This is a genomic window from Halodesulfovibrio aestuarii DSM 17919 = ATCC 29578 (genome assembly GCF_000384815.1).
GTDB classification, from domain to species: Bacteria; Desulfobacterota; Desulfovibrionia; order Desulfovibrionales; family Desulfovibrionaceae; genus Halodesulfovibrio; species Halodesulfovibrio aestuarii.
Window position 1 is genome coordinate 727,158 of the sequence record NZ_ARQF01000021.1, and the last position, 18,061, is coordinate 745,218.

Below are 18,061 nucleotides of genomic sequence, written 5' to 3' on the forward strand. Positions count from 1 at the left end.
ATGCAGTGTGTAATTATCGGATCGGGCTGCGCTGGATTGACATGCGCTCTTATTATGGCAAGACATGGTTACAACGTAACTGTTGTTGAAAAGAGTGTACGCCCTGCCCCGCTGCTGCAAGGTTTTGAGCGCAAAGGGTTCTATTTTGATACTGGAGTCCACTGTCTGAGCGGTATGGATGAAGGTGGTCCGTTACGGTCCTTGCTTGAGTACCTTAATGTATATCCTTTGCTTACGTACATGCCTTTCGAAAAGGACAACAGTTTTACCGTATATTTTCCTAACGGACTCGTTTGGCAGATGCCTCAAGGGTATGAGGCATTGGAGGCTTCTCTGATTGCTCTTTTTCCTATGGAAGAAAAAGGTATTCAGGGGTTTTTGAGCGAAGTTCGTGCCATAAGTCATGCCTTCCAGTATAACGCGGATTTTCAGGTGATTGAGACACATCCTCTGGCAAATAAGTCGTTTCAAGAGGTCATCGATCAGTATATTTTTGAACCACAGGCGAAAATTTGTCTCGGATTTTTGAGTAACCTGTTTTGCGGACTGCTTGCTTCTGAGATCTCTTTTCCTTTTTTCGCCAGTAGTGTTGGAACATATTTCCAAAGTAGTGGCACCCTCAAAGGTGGAGGCAAAGCTCTGTTCGAGGCCATGCAGACCGAACTTTCAAATTTTGGTGGGCGGATTATTTATAACAATGGTGTCGCTGAAGTGAACGTCAATGAGAATCGACAAGCAACAGGGGTTGTTTTGGAAGATGGATCATTCTTGCCAAGCGATAAACTAATTGCAACATGTCATCCTTCCTGCTTGACGGACATTGTTTCAGGAAAATCTCTGCGGAAAACCCGAAAAGCATACTATCGCGAGTTAGAGTCCACCACATCGCTCATTGGTGTTTATGGGTATATCACAAAGCCTATCGAAAAACTTTTGCAAAGCAATGCCGTAATTGTTTCTGATAGCTCTTGCACTGATAGCACTGTAAGCGCTGATATCCCGCTAGCCAAGCGCCAGATGCTTATTACAAGCAGCCACGCTGCGGAACATGGCACCAGTGTTTCTTTGCTTGTCCCTGCTACGTATGCAGAGTGGGAGCGATTTGTAGGGAAGAAACCACACCAGCGAATTAAAGGATATGTTGAGGAAAAGCATGCAGCTGCTAAAGAAGTTATTGCGGCTGCAATGAAATTTCTTCCTGAATTGGAAGATAACTTTTCCATGGTCAGCGTAAGCACTCCTCTTACTCTTAAAGATTATTGCTACGCTCCTCGTGGCACGGCCTATGGCGTGAAACGTTCTTTAAAACAGCTTACACCTACGGCGGCTCTTCCAATAAAAAATATGCTGTTATCAGGACAGGCAGTTGTTGGTCCCGGGATTTTGGGTGCTATGACTGCGGGGTTTGTAACCTGCGGAGAAATTTTAGGTCATACCCATCTTCAAAGTGAGATGAAAAAATGCAGTTGAATAGAGTTGTTGTTACCGGAATGGGTGCAGTCTCACCCTTTGGCGAAGGGGTCGACTCTTTGCATGCGGGCATTGCTGAAATGCGCAGTGCGATTACACATATGGAGCGGGCACAGGAAGTGCAGGATATGCGCTCTCATGTGGCCGGACTTGTTCCAGAGCTTGATATGAAGGCGATTCCCCGTAAAGATCGACGCACTATGACTGACATGGGAGTGTTTGCGCTTTTGTCTGCCAAAGAAGCCCTTTCAATGGCAGGAATTACAGAAGACCAGCTGACTTCCGGACGTTTAGGCATGGCTTTATCCTGCACAACAAACTGTGGAGAACTTATTGAAGAGTTCTTTACCCATTACCTTCCAGAAAAGACGCTCGATCATTGCAAGTCAACGACATTTTTCAAATTTATGGGACATGCTGCGGTTTCTTCTGTAGCCCAGACGCTCGGTGTTACAGGCCGCATTCTTGCTCCGGCAGCCGCATGCGCTACAAGCACCCAGTCGATCGGGCTTGGGTATGAGGCTATTTTGTTGGGGCAGCAAGATATGATGATTTGTGGTGGTACCGAGGAAATTCATCCCTTAAGTATCGCTTCATTTGATTTTATCAACGCAGCATCTACAAAATTTAACAATGCCCCTCAGGATACTCCACGTCCGTTTGATGTGGAACGTGATGGTGTTGTCTGTGCAGAGGGTGCAGGGCTGCTGCTTTTGGAATCGTATGATCACGCAATAAAACGCGGTGCAAAAATTCTTGCTGAAATTGTCGGGTTTTCAACGCTCTCTTCCCCTAAAAACCCTGCAAACCCAGATAGCCATGCGATTAAGCTTTGCATGGAAGAAGCTCTGCGGCAAGCAGGCCTTCTTCCCGAAGATATTGATTATTTGAACGCACATGCCACAGGTACGAGTGCAGGTGACATCGCAGAGTCAAAAGCCATCGAAGAACTTTTTGATACAAATTTACCGGTTTCCAGTTTTAAAGGCCACCTTGGGCATACTCTTGCAGCAAGTGGCGCACTGGAAACTATTGCTACTATTTCAGGACTACAGAACGATATGTTGTATCCGACAAGGAATTTAGAACAGATTGATCCCGAATGCGGTTCAATTAATCTGCTCACAAAAACTTGTAAGGCTTCTGTGACCTATTTTTTGAAAAATAGTTTTGCCCTTGGCGGCATAAATGCTTCTCTCATTTTAAGGAGATTATAACTGTGACTCTCGCCACTATGACTAAAGAAGAAATTATTGAGATCACCAATAACGCTATCAGTGATGAATTTGAATTTGATCTGGAGCAGATGGTTCCAACTGCGCACTTATATAAAGATCTTGGTCTGGATAGTCTTGATGCTGTCGACCTTGTGTTGTTACTGGAAAAATCTTTTGGTGTAAAATTACGTAACCAGCCGGAAGTAAAAGAAGTGCGTACGCTTGAAGATATTTACAAGCTGATTATGCAATTGCAGCAGGATGCTGCATAATAATAGTGACTATGAGCACAAGTAGAAAAAAGTCATCGCCGAAATTGTATACAGTGCTGTTGCTTTGCTTTTTATTGCTGCACACACTGGTGACCTCTCTGGCTGCGTTTATTGCCTCGCCCTACTATCTTTTTGTTAAGAAGATGCCGCTCGATAAAATGATTCGTTATTTTATCTGGCTGTATGGGAAGGGGTATGTGCGATGTACTCGCTTTTTCATACCTGCATCACTTAGTTGGGAAGGCGAAAATCCCTTTCCTTTGCAGGCACCGTCGATTGTTGTCATGAACCACTACTCTATCCTGGATTTGTATTACCTTGGGGTACTACTCCATGATGGTGATATTGTTTTTGTGACACAGCGAAGACCCTTTTTAATAAAGCTCTACGCTCCGTTCATGTCTATGGCGAAATATATTGATATGCGCACTGGAGATTTTTCTAGCTGTCTTGAGCAATGCAGAGAGCATCTCAATAATGGAAGCAAAATTCTCTTTTTTCCAGAGGCGGGGCGTAGTCGGGATGGTACGTTGCAGCCATTTAAAAGTGCCCCTTTTCTGGTTGCCACAGAATGCAATGTTCCTGTTATTCCGTTTTGCATTTCCGGTACAGAAATATTGCTCCCTGCCGGAGCAAAATACATTACACCTACAAATATTTCTTTACGTATATTGCAGCCGCTATATCCAGAACAGTATTCAGGCGACTTTCCGCACAGGGTGCTTAAAAAAATGGTGCACAAGCAAATGAAACGCGCCTTGGAAACACAAAAAAGAGTTTTAAGAGAGGCACAGTAATGAGAGAACCGGCGTCACTCTATGTTCCGCATTCTGGCTCTATGTTATTAGTTGATACGATCATCGATCATCATGACGACAACGGCGTCGTTGAAACTACTTTTACTGCCGGAAGTATGTTTGCTGATAGTAATGGTATTTTGCAGCCATTAGTATTTATTGAACTGCTTGCTCAAGGGTTTGCCTCATTGAATGGATACACTAACCATTTGAAAGATGCAGAAAAGCAAAAAGGCTTTCTTGTCGGTGTCAAGAATATACGATTTTACGATACTACTGCAGTTACAGTTGGCATGACCCTGACGGCAAAATTACAAGTAGATATTCGCTTTGATGATTTTACCATGGTTCATGGCTCTCTTTTGCACGAGAGTACGCTGCTTATGGATGGGACACTAAAACTATTTATTCCGGAAACAACGTAATGCGTACAATTTTTATGAGTTTTTTAATGCTGGTATGCTTAGCAGTACCTGCTACTTCTTTTAGTAAAGAGGCATCTCTTTTTGACCGTATTAAACTGGCCAACGCGAATGTTTCAGTTGTTAAAGCAGCCTTTGAGCAATCGTCCAAGTTGGCATTGTTTAACGATCCCTTAGTGGTTACGGGCGAGCTTGTTTTGCAAAAACCTCAAAATTTGCGATGGGAATACACTTCCCCCTCTGCATCAGGTTTTATTTTAAATAAAAATGGTGGGCTACAGTGGTGTAGCACAGGCAAGAACTGCTCTGTTGTTCGCTCTGAGTTGTCCCCTTCGTTGCGCGTAATGGCCAATCAAATGTTGTTGTGGGTAAATATTGATGAGGAAACTCTTACTGAAGATTTTCATATAAAGATTACTGAATCAAAAAATCCGACAATTTTGTTACAGCCTAAGGATGAAGATATGGCAAAGTTTATTAGAAGCATTGCTATTGAGCTACCTGAGTCCTTGCGTGGAGTTAAAGATATAACGGTAACAGAAGCAAATGACAGCGTAATTACGTTGAAATTTGGAAAGACACTCATCAACCCTGAGATTGCGCCTACTACTTTCAAAATGCCATGATCCGTTTCGTCTCAAATGCGTATATCTATCTTGCCCAGCGCAAGTGGCTTCTCCTGCTCGTCATGGGTGGCATGATGCTTTGCTGCGTCCTGTCTCTTTCCTCTATGAAGCTGGAAGAACGTATTTCGTATTTGTTGCCGGACGATAAAAGTGTCCTCAGTAATGACTTAGATCTTATACAGTCAGCTCCGTTGCAGCATCGGATTCTTATTACACTGCATGCTGTTAATGATGATCTGGTGGGTGCCCCCCTTGCAAAGCTGACAGATCAGCTTACACGAACTATGCAGTCCAGTTTTTTTACAAAAGTTGCATGCAAACCGGACTCACTTAACCCCAACTTTTTTATCGGGCTTCGGGACTTGGTTCCCAGTTTGTTTTCTAATGGTGTGCAAAACGCAGTGTCTCAGGCAATAACAGCTGACAATATTGCAAAGGCACTTACATCACAAAAACATACACTTGGGACTATGGAAGGTGTTCTCAAAGCCTCCACGATTGCTGCTGATCCGCTTAATCTGCATCGAACAGCATTGCAAAAGATTGCCTCTCTTGCATACATGAAAAATCTTCGCATATTGCATGGCGTGTATATGACTGAGGACGGCAAACATAGCTTGATTATGGCGACAACTCCGGTGATGACCACAGATTCAAGGGCTTCCGTCGCTCTTGAACAAGAGTTGGAAAGAATTTCAAATACGTTGCCGAAAGGTGTCACTTGGACAGTGCTTGGGGCCCAGCGCTATACTGCCGCCAACGCGTTGACCATTAAAAATGACATTAAAACCACCTCAGTTATTGCTTGCATCGCCTTACTTGGTATCGTGGTCTGCTTTTTGCGCACGAAGCAGGTATTTTTTTTATTACTGCTTCCACTGTTGTCCTATTGTGCGGGAGCAGCGGCTGTTGCTATAGGGTGGAAGCCCGCCTCGGCTATGACGTTCGGATTCGGTCCTATACTAGTTGGTATGACTATCGATTTCGGGCTGCATCTTTACTATGTACTTGGTTCCAACACTGCTCCTAAACGTGATTTGCTTCAAAAAGCGTCAGTGCCAATCGTCATTAGCGGTTTGACTACAATTGCCGCATTTGCACTGCTAATGTTTTCTCCGGTTCCAGGGCTGCGACAACTTTCTGTATTTATTACTATAGGTCTTTTGACGGCGGTAGTTCTAACGCTGTTCATTTTACCGCATGTCATTTCCGGGCATACGGGACATATCGCATCAAAACCTTTGCCGCAATTTTCTCACAATCATCGGGCAGCTGTATTAACGGTTACGGCTGTTGTTTTTATCCTCGGGTGTGTCGGCAGCAGCCAATTACATTTTCAAGATCATATTAGAGCTATGGGTGTACGCCCCGCAGCGTTGCTTCAGGCCGAAAAGGATATTCGTAACATATGGGGAATTAAGGGAGAAGAGGCTTTGCTTTTTGCTTCCGGCACATCAATTGATGAGATCGTACGCAACACTTCTGATAGCATTGCCTTGCTTAGTCCTGAAGATAAAAAGTCTGTTGTCAGCCTGACTCCACTTCTTCCTTCTCGACAGAGACAACAGGAGAACTGGCAGCATTGGAGAAAATTTTGGGAGGCTCATCCGTCTGTTGCTTCTACCGTTCAAGCAAAAGGTGTAGCTCTTGGCTTTTCTAAGCATGCTTTCACGCCGTTCTATGATTTTATCCACGCGTCACCTCAGGCTGTTACTGTAGGAAGTTTGCGCAATCTAGGTATTGGCTCATTGCTTGACTCTCTACTTGTTGAGCGTTCTGTGTCTCCGCAGACTGAAATTGATGTCGAAGGCACGTCCGGCCTACCCATGGCTGCCACCTCAACCGTAGGGTATTCAAATTTTTCTGGTGTGTTGGATACCTCTAATTTTTACACATTGATTTCGTATCTTCCTGATACCCACACGATCAATTCGGTATTTACGCCGGAAATTGAAAAAAAGTATGACGTGCGGCTTATCTCCGGTTCACGATTGGGTAAAGAGCTCGCGTCTGTGCTTACAGGCACTTTTGTTCGTTTTATAGCGTATGCTTTCGCTATTATTGTGGTTATCATTTTGCTTGTGCATCGTGTGGTGAAGCAGTGCATATGCGCCCTGCTTCCTGCTTGTTTTGGTTTATTAATGATGGGGGGGGTACTGGGATTGCTTAATAAACCATTAAGTATTTTCAGTGTTGCCGGAGCATTACTGGTTCTTGGCCATGGTGTGGATTATGGTGTTTATGCAACCCATGCCATTAAGAAAAATAGTCTTGGCACATCGCAGGCTATTTTCGTTTCCGGCTTGACCAGTCTTGCAGGTTTCGGCTCGCTTCTTTTTGCTGACCATCCGGCTTTGTTTGATATGGGACTGAGCGTGTTTTCAGGGTTGCTTGCTGCAATGCCTTGCGCGCTTCTTGTACTTCCAGCCCTCTTTTCAAAGGATACAATTAGCTCATGAAACATTTTTTGTGCATACTCATTATTCTGTTAACAGGATGTGCTAAACAACTCCCTCCGCCGATGCCCGTACTGCCAGACATGCAAGCAGAATTGCTTCAGCAGAACTGGCCTGTAGAAGAGGCTGCGTTTCGAGTAAGCGGGTCGTTATGTCTTTACTCCATCACTATTCCTGTTCAGGGTATAGTTTCCATGGAAAAAGGTGGAAATGTTGTTTCAATCGCATTCTTAACACAGATGGGGACTTCCATTTTTGAAGCCAGACTTACTCAGGACAGCTACAAAATGTTTACAGTATCCCCAATGATAAAAGAGCATCCGCAACTGGAGCCTATCCTTATCCGCATGGCGCGAGCTCTTTATCTTCCAGAGCCGGTATCTACTCTGTGCACATCCGAAGGAAAAGCCCATATAGCGCAGCTTCGTTGTCCTGAACAAAATATTTTGTACAGTTACTCTGTAGTGCCCCAGCGTTCGGATGTAATTCAACTTCGTCGTCGTATCAATGTTGAAAATGAAACTACTGTATATTTGAAAAATTGGCAGGATGACCATGGGACGTCCTACCCGACACGTCTTTTTTATAAAGATGACGGGTGCGGGTTTATTGGTAGGCTGACACAAAAGCCGTTGTCCTGTCCTCATAGTATTACAGCTGAGAAAGCCTCATGACCCCTATTGAACAAAGTCTAATGAATGCGCTTGTAGGAACTATTACCTGCACCGGTGAAAGCGCTGAAGCTTGCTATCATTTGCCTGAAGATTTTGAAGGCTTTAACGGGCACTTCCCCGGTCATCCTATCCTTCCTGCTATTTTGCAGTTTATGCTTGGCAGGCTGGTATGCAGCGCCCTTGCCGGAGAGTCGTTACGTGTTACTTCCATAAGCCGTGCAAAGTTCTCACATGAAATTCAGCCTGAAGTGGATATTTATGTGCAGGCAGTACGCAAAGATATATCTGCTGAAAATATCCATCGGTTTTCTGTGACATTAACAGTTGGCACTGCGCAAGCTTCTACCTTCTCACTTTTCTGTGTTGCAGAGCAGGAACATGCGTAAAGAATATTTTAAAATTGACCCAGGTGCTCCTGCGCCGTTGACTGTTGAAGTAAAGCGTGATGTGCGCTTTCAGGAAGTAGATCTGCTTGGCATTGTATGGCACGGGCATTATGCAAGTTATTTTGAAGATGCTAGAATGGCTTTAAGCCAAAAGTACGGAATATCTTATGACGATTTTTATCGTGAAAATATTTCTGCTCCGATTCGTAAATTGCATGCTGACTATTTTCGTCCGCTATCTTTAGGTAATGAATACAGCATTAAAGCTCGATTGCATTACGCTGATGCGGCAAAGATTAATTATGACTTCTTTATTTATGACAATGCAGGAGAACTTTGTACCTCCGGTTACTCTGTTCAGATGTTTGTGTGCACAGAAAGCCATGAGTTATTACTTGCCCCACCTCCTTTTTTTCAAGATTTTCTTGATAACTGGCGTGATGGGAACCTGTTAAAATGACAACGATGCTGTAGTTCTTTAAACGCATTTTTATGGTTGCCTGTGTTGTAAAGCCCGACTACCAATGTTCTGCGCCTGTTGAAGGCATAAAACTTAAAGTATTACTTTAGGTTTGTTCCGTAGAAGAAATAACACAATTTTTCCGCATCATAAGTTGAGAAATGAATAAGACACCTCGTAGCATAGGACATCCTGAATTCTTTGAGGCTAAGCTGTTCGCAATTTTTAAAGGGTGTCAGGAATGTTTTTATGTCGATAGAGGTTGTGATGTCTAATTTCGTCCGTCCACTTATTGTTATTCCTGTCTTCAATCACCGGGAAGAGCTCTCCCGCGTTGCTATAGAGGCACTTGAACATGGGGACGTTCTGATTGTTGATGATGGTTCAACTGATGGCGTAAGCGCAGATATTGCCTCCCTTGCTGTACAGTGTATCCGGCATAGTAAGAACAGGGGCAAAGGCGCTGCTATTCTTACAGCAGCAGCTTATGCAAGAGAGCACGGCTACACGCATATTGTAACTATTGATGCAGACGGTCAGCACCTTACTGCTGACCTTCCAAAATTTTTTGTGGCTATAGAGGCAAATCCAGACTCTGTTGCTGTTGGTGTACGCGATTTTTCAAATGCAAAAAATCGTAATATCCCCGGTTCTGCTACTTTTGGGCGGGCATTTTCAAATTTTTGGTTCCGCGTGCAAACCGGTGAAAAAGGTTTAGACACTCAAAGTGGCTTTAGAGCGTATCCGGTTGGGCTATTGCAGGAACTTTCTTTTAGTGAATCCCGTTACTCATTCGAGATAGAAGTGCTTGTAAAAGCAGTTTGGGCAGGATTGTCCATCCAATGGCTTCCTATCCATGTTCATTATCCAGAACCGGAAAAGCGTGTGAGTCATTTGCATCGGGTGAAAGATAATATTTTGATCTCATGGTTGAATACGCGCCTTACCATGCGCGCTGTGTTGCCTATTCCGCATCGCAAACTTGTTCGTGTGGAACAAAGTGTTGAAAACGCTTCAGAGCAATTTTATCTTACGCGTCCTGTAGATTCATTGCGTGATATGGTGCGGCAAGGTGCAAGTCCGGAGTATGTTGGATTTTCTGCTGGTCTTGGTGTGTTACTTGGTACATGGCCGCTTTTTGGTATTCACACTGTTGCGACACTGTTCGCTGCAAGTTTTTTACGACTGTCAAAAGTAATTTCCGTAGGAACCAGTCAATTCTGTATGCCTCCATTTGTGCCAGCCCTATGTATTGAAGTTGGCTATTTTATCCGGAACGGTGAATGGCTTACAGACGTTTCGTGGCAGACTCTTGGTGTAGAGTTTTTAGACAGGGCTTGGGAATGGATTCTGGGATCGTTAGTCTTAGCACCGATTTTGGCCGGTGTAACAGGACTCGTTTTCTACTTGGTGACCCGTTCAATTTATAAATTGAGACAAGAGATATGACCCGAAAGTCAAAATGTAACAGGTCGGAAAAATCTTGGAGCGGTAAAAGCCTTGCAGGCCGTTGGCAGCACGAATTTTTTTTCATACTTATTAAATATTGCGGTCGATGGCCTGCGTATATTTTTTCATGTTTTGTTGTTTTCTTTTATGTCCTTTTTGTGCCGGAAGTTCATAAGCGTTCTTCTTTTTACATTGCAAAACGTTTTCCGAAGGCTTCGAAATGTGCACGTTGGTATCATACTTGGCGTCTTTGCCAGAACCTTGCGTTTTCTCTCATAGATAAAGCGGCGGTCGGTATCAGAGGCACACAAGAATTTTCATATTCCCGGAATGGCATTGAACAGTTGCAGGAACTGCAAGAGCAAGGCAATGGTCTTATTTTGCTTACAGTCCATGTAGGTCCTTGGCAGGCGATGTTAGGCCCCCTTGATGAATTGAATACACCTGTGCATCTTATGGTGTACCGTGATTCCGGTGATGTAGATTTACAGTATTTTGACTTCAATCACTGTAAAAATATTAAGTTAGTGCATGCAGAGGACACAATGGGAAGTGTTATTGCAATGACTGCGGCACTGCGAAAAAATGAAATTATATCCATCATGGGGGACAGAATTGTTCCATCTACATCATATACTGCAAGTGTTGATTTTTTAGGTGGAAAAGCTTTGTTTCCTACCTCTGTGTACAAATTTGCTAAAGGCACGCAATCTCCTGTTGCTCTGCTCGTGACACGTAAAGTGGGTATTTCGCATATGGAACTTTCTGTAGCACATGTTCTCACTGTTCCTAAAGCAACGGGTAATGACTTTACGCCTTTTGCACAGGAGATAGCGTTCGCGCTGGAAAAATACGTACAAGAAACTCCGTATCAATTTTATAACTTCTTCGATCTCTGGAGAACAACGAATGAGTAATATGCATCAAAAATTAAAAGAACTCTTCATTGCAGAATTAAACCTTGAAGATATTTCTCTTGAAGAGTGGGAAAATGATATGCCGCTTTTCGGAGATGGACTTGGTCTTGATTCTCTCGATGCAGTTGAAATCGTAGTTTTTATTGAAAAGCATTACGGTGTTGTCATCGCGAATTTTGATGAAGACAAAAAAGCTATGCGTTCTATCAACACTCTTGTTGAATTTATTAAGGAAAAACAGGCTAATGACTAGCGTTTTCATTACCGGAACAGGTTGTATTACTGGTTCCGGTAGCACCCCGCAAAGTACGCTTGCCGCCATGTACGAAGGTACTGCGGATCCTTCCCCTTTTGTACGCCATAGGATGGACTGGGGCAAAGAGGCTCTGGTGTTTGCCGTTGATGATGCGCTGTTAGAAAGAGCATCGGGACGAACGGAACAGTACGGACTTACGGCCAGGCTAGGCCTTGGCGCAGCGTTTCAGGCCTTGGAAGATGCCGGAATTTCTCCTGCTGACTTGAAAGGTAAGCGTGTAGGCGTTGTGATGGGGACAACTGTAGGTTGCTCCATGAACCATATCGTTTTTTATGGTGAGTACCGAGATCCTGACATTGCGTTGCCATCTATGGAGCATATCCGATGTGTTTTGCGGAGTAATCCAGCAGAAGCCATTGCCCGGGAACTTGCGGTAGTCGGCCCTGCTCAGACTGTCGTCACCGCATGTGCTTCCGGCACAGATGCTATTGGAGTCGGGTTACAGTGGATTCAGTCCGGTATGTGCGACATGGTTATTGCGGGCGGCTGTGATGGTCTTTCTAGAGTGACCCTTAATGGATTTCATTCACTTATGGTGATGGACAGTGAACGTAGTAAGCCGTTTGATGTGGATCGCAAGGGCTTAAATCTTGGGGAAGGTTCCGGTGTACTGGTTCTTGAGTCTGAGCAGTCTGTGACACAACGTAACGTAACGCCGAAAGCACGCCTTGCCGGTTACGCAACTGCGTGTGATGCGTATCATCTCACGGCACCGCATCCGCAAGGGCGTGGACTCATTCGCGCTATAAAGCAACTTTTTGCCCACATAGAGTGCACTCCTGCAGACATCAGCTTTGTGAATGTCCATGGTACTGGTACCAAGGATAATGACAATGTTGAAGGGTATGTAATGAACGAGTTGTTGCCCCATGTTCCATTTTTTTCTTCCAAGGGCGCTACAGGGCATACTCTTGGCGCTGCGGGTGGTATTGAGGCTGCCTTATGCGTGCATTGTCTGAATCAGGGACGCATTCCACCCACAACAGGCTTAACAACGCCTGACCCGACTATTCCAGCTTCTCCGGTGCTTGAAGCTACTAACGTAACTGGCACAATTGCACTTTCGACCTCATTGGCCTTTGGTGGAATAGCCTCTGTGCTTGCTGTTTCTCACATTTAAGACACACAACAGGCAACGCTAATGGATTGTAACAAAAACTCTTTTTCAAAGCCGGATGTTATTCCTGTGCTCGATTTTGAGCTTTCGGAAATTATGCAGGCTCGTGATAAGGGTAATATTTTATCGCTTGATTTAGAAATTACCGAGGCATGCAACTGTGCATGTGTATACTGCTACCGGTATGAGAGTGAAGGAGCACAGCCCCCTGCTGCTGACGAACTCACAGCACAGGAGATTATTGAGCTTCTGACTGAAGCGAAAGAAAAGCATGATTTGCGCCGTATTTGCATCCTTGGTGGCGAGCCACTTATCCCTGTAATTCGTGAGAAGTACATCGCAACACTTGAATGTTGTAACAGACTTGGCATTGAGCATGTAACTTTTTCCAACGGTGTGGCGCTGGATAAAGAAACCGCGCAATTACTGTACGATTTAAATGCCTCTGTCTGTCTTAAATTAAATGGGATGAATGCGCAGACTCATGATGCTCTGGTCGCACGGGCAGGTGCTTTCGACAAAAGCATGTCCGCGTTTAATCATCTCATTGAATTAGGGTTTGGGAACAAGCGAAGCCTTTCATTTGAAACAGTTGTTACCAAAACTAACTACAATCAAATTACTGACATGTGGCGATGGGCGCGTGAGCGCAATATTGTGCCGTATGTAGAGACATTGACAGTGCAGGGGCGGAGTCAAGCTCATCCCAATGATCTTGTTGTTTCCAACGAAAAACTACATGCCCTATTTGTCCGGCTGAATGAAATTGATCATGCGGAATACGGTCTGGAATGGGAAATTTTACCGCCGATTGCTGGCGGTCATCGCTGCCTGCGCTACTACATGAGCATGTATGTCCGTGCTAACGGCATAGTTTGCCCATGTGTTGGCGTCGACCTTCAAATGGGATCACTGCGGACAGACTCGATTAAAGAGATTCTTAGTTCTGAAGTTGCTTGTCAAACACGCTACATTAATGAGCATATTACTGGAAAATGTAAAACCTGTGATCTTGCTAAGTCGTGTTACGGGTGCCGAGGTGCCGCGTATCAGCAAGGCGATCTTTTTGGTGAAGACCCTGTTTGCTGGCGTGAACAGAGTAACAGGTGACATTTGTATGCAGCCTATTCTTTCTATAGATGATATCAGCAGAATTCTCCTGAGTATCTGCCGCTCGGCAGTGCAGGAACATACTTCTATGCCTTTGCATAAACTTGAAGAGGATTCGAGCCGGTCTATTGTTTCCCTACTGGAAGGCACTACTATTTTACCGATGGCTATCGCAGCGCATGTTTCAACCATGTTTCAATGCCCTGCTCTTGCCGAAGTCCTTTGCGGTGATGACAGTATTGAGCATTGGGCGGGTGCTATTTATCACGAATGGTCACAGGATCCTGCTATAATTACATTTATAACATCAGGGTCAACAGGAAAGCCAACACAGCAGAAACTTGAATCTGTGTTATTATGGCAGGAGGCGCAGGAACTGCAACGCACCCTTCTTCATGAAAGAAAGCGCATTGTATCAACCGTTCCATGTCACCATGTCTATGGATTTTTATTCACCGTACTACTCCCCAAAGTTGCGGAAATTCCGTGTCTAATACCGGTTCCATTCCCTTCACGAGCTTTTATTGAAGAGTTGAAGGAAGGAGACTTTATAGTTTCTTTCCCACTCTTTTGGAACGGGTTGATTAAGCTCGGCATACCATTTCCTGCAAACATTCATGGTTCCACTTCTACTGCGCCGTGCTCACCTGAGACAATGCACCAACTGCTTTCTTTAGGGCTTGCACGCATCAGCAATATTTATGGCAGTTCTGAAACGGGTGGACTTGGTTTTCAGCACCACCCTGATGCACCGCTGACGTTATTTAATTTTTGGCAACGCGTTCGTTGCGATGATATTGAAAATTCGTGGATTGAACGTGTTCATCCTCTTGATATCCCTCAACCCCCTGTTGCTATCCCTGACTTTGTTGAATGGTTCTCTCACGAGTTATTTGCAGTGAGGGGACGTAAAGATAAAATCGTTCAGGTTGGTGGTATTAACGTTTCTTTACTGAAAACAGCTGCCTGTATAAAACAACACCCTGATGTTTTGGACTGTGCTGTGCGTTTAATGCGACCGGATGAAGGAAATCGTTTGAAGGCATTTATTCTCCCAAGAAGTTTTGAGCCGGATACGATCGCGTTGCGAGCAGAGTTATATCAGTGGTGCCGTAATCGTTTACGGCCTGCTGAACGTCCAAAAAAAATTACATTTGGAAATCAATTCCCAGTCAATGCAATGGGTAAAGCCAAGGATTGGAACTAGTCATGTCACAACATCGCGAAATATATATTCTTGGTACAGGAATAGTGACACCGCATGGTGAGCAGCAGAATGCTCTGCCTGTGGATTTGGTCGCTTCCAGTATTACTGATTCCAGCCAGCGGACTGATACTTCCGGATTGACAAAGTTTATTCCCAAACGTGCCCTTAGACGTATTGATCATTTTTCCCGTCTGGCACTTTATGCTTCTTTTCTTGCTCTTGAAGATGCCGGTTTGTTAGAAACGGACCATGAAAATATGGGAGTGGCATTAGCCAGTGGCTATGGTGCTGCGCAGACTTCATTTAGTTTTCTTGACTCTTTTTTTAATGACGGAGACAGGCTTGCGTCCCCTACCTACTTCTCAAGCGGGTTACATAATGCGGCATCCGCATACATTGCTATGCAGACTAAAGCCCAAGGACCAAACATTTGTACAAGTAATATCGGGCTTGGTCCTGCGTACTCACTCGCCACTGCCGTGCATTGGTTAAAAACCGGTATAGTGGATTACGTCCTTGTTGGTGGAGTGGATGAACATTGTCAGGTATTGGAACATTGCGTTAACCGTTTTCAGTCTGCTGAAGAAGGGGCATGCTTGCTTCCGGATGTCGTTGCAGGAGAAGGCGCCGCTTTTCTTGTTTTAGGAACCAAACCTGAAAGAACAACTTCCTGTGTACTTACAGACATCAAGATTGAACCATACTCTAAACAGACGCTTCAACACATGTGTCCGGTGTTTGTTGCTCCGCTGGGGTTAACTGATCAGCAGAGTATTGTTGCACGTATTACCGCCGGAGAGAACGTCACAAATATTTTGCCTGTGTTAGGAAGCCACCCTTCTGCGTTAGCTTTTTCCTCTGTGCAGGCAGTACAGAGTATCCTTTCCGGTGCCGTATCAGAAGCTCAGGCCTTTGCTTTAGACGGAGCAAGGAACAGCGCGGTTATTTCGTTCAGCAAGTAGCTTACCGAAATATTTTTTAGTTAAAGCAAAAGCGCGATGCCATCACATAAATGGTATCGCGCTTTTTTTATACTACCCTGCAATATAAGGAATAATAACAAAAAAACGTAATATATCCTCAGTATACTCTATTAATTGCAGTACGTTCATAGAGCATCCGCATTAAGGAGAGCTTATGGTACGCAGGATATGTTATGTTTTCGGTATGCTGTTCTGGATTACGCAAATCACATCGTGCAGCAGCTTTGTTCCCATTCAGCGATATTTGGCACAACCCGTAGAATGCACACCAATAGTACATGATAGTTCAGATGGATTGTTGCTGGATAATAGCCTGATGTGTTCATCTGCATCAATTCCATGTGCTTTTCCTGTTACAACCCGTTCTATTCCTAACTTAGAATACCCATTGTTTACCGTTGAACGTAGAAATATCGGTTTAGACAACCCAGTCTCTTTCTGGCGTAGCGGTTGTGCGGGGCTGTATCAAGTTTCATCCGCACCAGCAAAACTCGTTGTTGTGTATATCAACGGGTACAATGGTAGGCCAACGGGGTGGAAACCAATTTATAATGAGTTGCAGGGACTCCCTGTTACGCATATTTTTTTCAACTACCCCACGGGAGATTCGCTAGAAACCACGGCGATGGTGCTTTCAAGCCTGTTGTGCAGTAATGTCCGGCAACTGCGAGACAAGTATATTGTCCTTCTCGGTCACTCTCAAGGTGGCTTTATCGCAGTGCGTACTGCCCAGATACTGAGCCAACATTCTTTTTCTCCTGCGATACGCCAGATTGTTACCCTTGTTACACCTTGGGATGGTTGCAAATTGGCCAGATATGCAAAACTGGTAAATCCTGTCAGTCCTAAGGTCTTTGATGATATCGATACGGACAGTAAGTTTATCCATACAGTAAAATCATCTCCCCTTCCTCCTGAAACGGCTTATACCTTAATTTACGGTGCAACAGCAGAATCCAGTAAGACTGCTAATCCCAATGATGAGCTTTTTACTACGGAAAATCAGCTTGCTACTGGAAAAAACATCAAACCGACATCGACACATAATGTTCTAACTAGCCATGCTGAATCGTTACGGGACAACGAAGTGGTTATGTTGATCAAAGGATGCGTGGAGCAATGTCTGATGAATTTTAAAACTTCTTCATATACAAATCAGAGGTAAGCAGGCACTGGGTATAGAACTCTAATATTTACCAAGCCAATAGGTTGTTCTTGTTTGTATTATTTTTTTCAATTTGATTTTATCTTGTATAATTAGATAGTATTATATTTTATTATTATGATTCCTAACAACAAGGATTGCCGGATGAAAATCAGTCACAAATTTTTTGCACTTCTATTCATAGCAACGTTCTGTTTTTACACTCCTGCTTACGCCTCTGGTTTGGATGCTTTTGCAAACAAGTCTGGCACAATTGCCATTGCAGGAGGCACAGCGCATATACCTGTTATGAAAGCCGCTGCAAAACGTATTATGATGAAGAACCCTGATATTCGCATTACCATCGCAGGTGGTGGTTCCGGTGTGGGTATCCAGAAAGTCGGCGAAGGGCTCGTCGATATTGGTAATGCAGGTCGCGCTACCAGTGAAAAAGAAAAAGCCAAATATAATCTCACCTCCTTTCCATTTGCTATTGATGGTGTAGCCACCGTTCTTTCTGCTCAAAATCCTGTAAATGCGCTTACTACAAAGCAGATTCAGGATGTTTTTGCCGGAAAGATTACAAACTGGAAAGAATTAGGTGGTGCGGATGCCGCTATCCACATCTACACTCGTGATGAAGCAAGTGGAACCAGAAGCGTTTACTGGAAAAAGTTGCTTAAAAAGGGAAAAATTGTTGATTCCGCAAATGTTGTAGCATCTAATGGCGCGATGAAAGTAGCTATCGCTCAGGATCCTGACGGAATCGGCTTTATTGGCATCGGTACACTGGATAGTACTGTAAAAGCCCCTACTCTGGATGGCGTTAGTGTATCACAGGAAACAGCTAAGAATGGTACATACAAAATCGTTCGTAAGCTCTACATGAATACGAACGGTACACCTTCCGGTATTGTAAAATCATTTATTGACTATATTCTTTCAAATGAATGCACGGATATTATCGTTTCCAGTGGATATTTACCATTAGACTAGGGACGTGCCTTGCATAACGTCAGAACAAGTCGTTTAATAACT

The 18,061-nt window shown here is 44.1% G+C and carries 19 protein-coding genes; all 19 read left to right on the forward strand.

Going from position 1 to position 18,061, the window contains the following annotated elements; translation table 11 throughout:
- The 19 genes from F461_RS0114270 (at position 1) to F461_RS0114360 (ending at position 18,019) form a co-directional block, all read left to right on the forward strand.
- On the forward strand, positions 1 to 1,470 hold the full coding sequence (locus F461_RS0114270) for a phytoene desaturase family protein (RefSeq protein WP_020001841.1): 1,470 nt from the start codon (positions 1 to 3) through the stop codon (positions 1,468 to 1,470).
- A complete protein-coding gene (locus tag F461_RS0114275) occupies positions 1,461 to 2,687 on the forward strand; it encodes a beta-ketoacyl-[acyl-carrier-protein] synthase family protein (protein ID WP_020001842.1) in 1,227 nt (408 codons plus the stop codon). The genes F461_RS0114270 and F461_RS0114275 overlap by 10 nt, the downstream gene beginning before the upstream one ends.
- Before the next feature lie 2 nt (positions 2,688 to 2,689).
- Positions 2,690 to 2,959, forward strand: coding sequence for an acyl carrier protein (locus F461_RS0114280; protein ID WP_234702086.1), 270 nt, complete (start codon positions 2,690 to 2,692; stop codon positions 2,957 to 2,959).
- An 11-nt stretch (positions 2,960 to 2,970) separates the two neighbouring features.
- Positions 2,971 to 3,756 carry a lysophospholipid acyltransferase family protein gene (locus F461_RS18770; RefSeq protein WP_020001844.1) on the forward strand — a complete coding sequence of 262 codons (786 nt, stop codon included), beginning with the start codon at positions 2,971 to 2,973 and terminating at the stop codon, positions 3,754 to 3,756.
- A complete protein-coding gene (locus tag F461_RS0114290) occupies positions 3,756 to 4,181 on the forward strand; it encodes a hotdog family protein (RefSeq protein WP_020001845.1) in 426 nt (141 codons plus the stop codon). Before F461_RS18770 ends, F461_RS0114290 begins: the two co-directional genes overlap by 1 nt.
- Complete coding sequence (locus F461_RS0114295) at positions 4,181 to 4,804, forward strand: LolA family protein (protein ID WP_020001846.1); 624 nt, start codon at positions 4,181 to 4,183, stop codon at positions 4,802 to 4,804. Before F461_RS0114290 ends, F461_RS0114295 begins: the two co-directional genes overlap by 1 nt.
- Positions 4,801 to 7,263, forward strand: a complete 2,463-nt coding sequence (locus F461_RS0114300; RefSeq protein ID WP_020001847.1) for an MMPL family transporter — start codon at positions 4,801 to 4,803, stop codon at positions 7,261 to 7,263. The genes F461_RS0114295 and F461_RS0114300 overlap by 4 nt, the downstream gene beginning before the upstream one ends.
- Positions 7,260 to 7,934: a hypothetical protein gene (locus F461_RS0114305; protein ID WP_020001848.1), complete on the forward strand. Its 675-nt coding sequence runs from the start codon at positions 7,260 to 7,262 to the stop codon at positions 7,932 to 7,934. The genes F461_RS0114300 and F461_RS0114305 overlap by 4 nt, the downstream gene beginning before the upstream one ends.
- Positions 7,931 to 8,320: an ApeI family dehydratase gene (locus F461_RS0114310; protein ID WP_020001849.1), complete on the forward strand. Its 390-nt coding sequence runs from the start codon at positions 7,931 to 7,933 to the stop codon at positions 8,318 to 8,320. Before F461_RS0114305 ends, F461_RS0114310 begins: the two co-directional genes overlap by 4 nt.
- A complete protein-coding gene (locus tag F461_RS0114315) occupies positions 8,313 to 8,780 on the forward strand; it encodes an acyl-CoA thioesterase (protein WP_020001850.1) in 468 nt (155 codons plus the stop codon). The genes F461_RS0114310 and F461_RS0114315 overlap by 8 nt, the downstream gene beginning before the upstream one ends.
- Before the next feature lie 267 nt (positions 8,781 to 9,047).
- Positions 9,048 to 10,229, forward strand: coding sequence for a DUF2062 domain-containing protein (locus F461_RS0114320; protein ID WP_020001851.1), 1,182 nt, complete (start codon positions 9,048 to 9,050; stop codon positions 10,227 to 10,229).
- Positions 10,226 to 11,146 carry a lysophospholipid acyltransferase family protein gene (locus F461_RS0114325; RefSeq protein WP_020001852.1) on the forward strand — a complete coding sequence of 307 codons (921 nt, stop codon included), beginning with the start codon at positions 10,226 to 10,228 and terminating at the stop codon, positions 11,144 to 11,146. The genes F461_RS0114320 and F461_RS0114325 overlap by 4 nt, the downstream gene beginning before the upstream one ends.
- A complete protein-coding gene (locus F461_RS0114330; RefSeq protein WP_020001853.1) occupies positions 11,139 to 11,399 on the forward strand; it encodes a phosphopantetheine-binding protein in 261 nt (86 codons plus the stop codon). The genes F461_RS0114325 and F461_RS0114330 overlap by 8 nt, the downstream gene beginning before the upstream one ends.
- Positions 11,392 to 12,582 (forward strand): beta-ketoacyl-[acyl-carrier-protein] synthase family protein, encoded by a 1,191-nt coding sequence (locus F461_RS0114335; RefSeq protein WP_020001854.1) that lies wholly within the window; start codon positions 11,392 to 11,394, stop codon positions 12,580 to 12,582. The genes F461_RS0114330 and F461_RS0114335 overlap by 8 nt, the downstream gene beginning before the upstream one ends.
- Before the next feature lie 21 nt (positions 12,583 to 12,603).
- A complete protein-coding gene (locus F461_RS0114340; protein WP_020001855.1) occupies positions 12,604 to 13,689 on the forward strand; it encodes a radical SAM protein in 1,086 nt (361 codons plus the stop codon).
- Between the two features lie 7 nt (positions 13,690 to 13,696).
- A complete protein-coding gene (locus F461_RS18015; protein WP_020001856.1) occupies positions 13,697 to 14,896 on the forward strand; it encodes an AMP-binding protein in 1,200 nt (399 codons plus the stop codon).
- 2 nt (positions 14,897 to 14,898) lie between these two features.
- Positions 14,899 to 15,858: a beta-ketoacyl synthase N-terminal-like domain-containing protein gene (locus tag F461_RS18775; protein WP_020001857.1), complete on the forward strand. Its 960-nt coding sequence runs from the start codon at positions 14,899 to 14,901 to the stop codon at positions 15,856 to 15,858.
- Positions 15,859 to 16,033: 175 nt separating this feature from the next.
- Positions 16,034 to 17,044, forward strand: coding sequence for an esterase/lipase family protein (locus F461_RS0114355; protein WP_020001858.1), 1,011 nt, complete (start codon positions 16,034 to 16,036; stop codon positions 17,042 to 17,044).
- A gap of 144 nt (positions 17,045 to 17,188) precedes the next feature.
- Positions 17,189 to 18,019: a phosphate ABC transporter substrate-binding protein gene (locus F461_RS0114360; protein WP_020001859.1), complete on the forward strand. Its 831-nt coding sequence runs from the start codon at positions 17,189 to 17,191 to the stop codon at positions 18,017 to 18,019.
- Positions 18,020 to 18,061 lie beyond the last annotated feature (42 nt).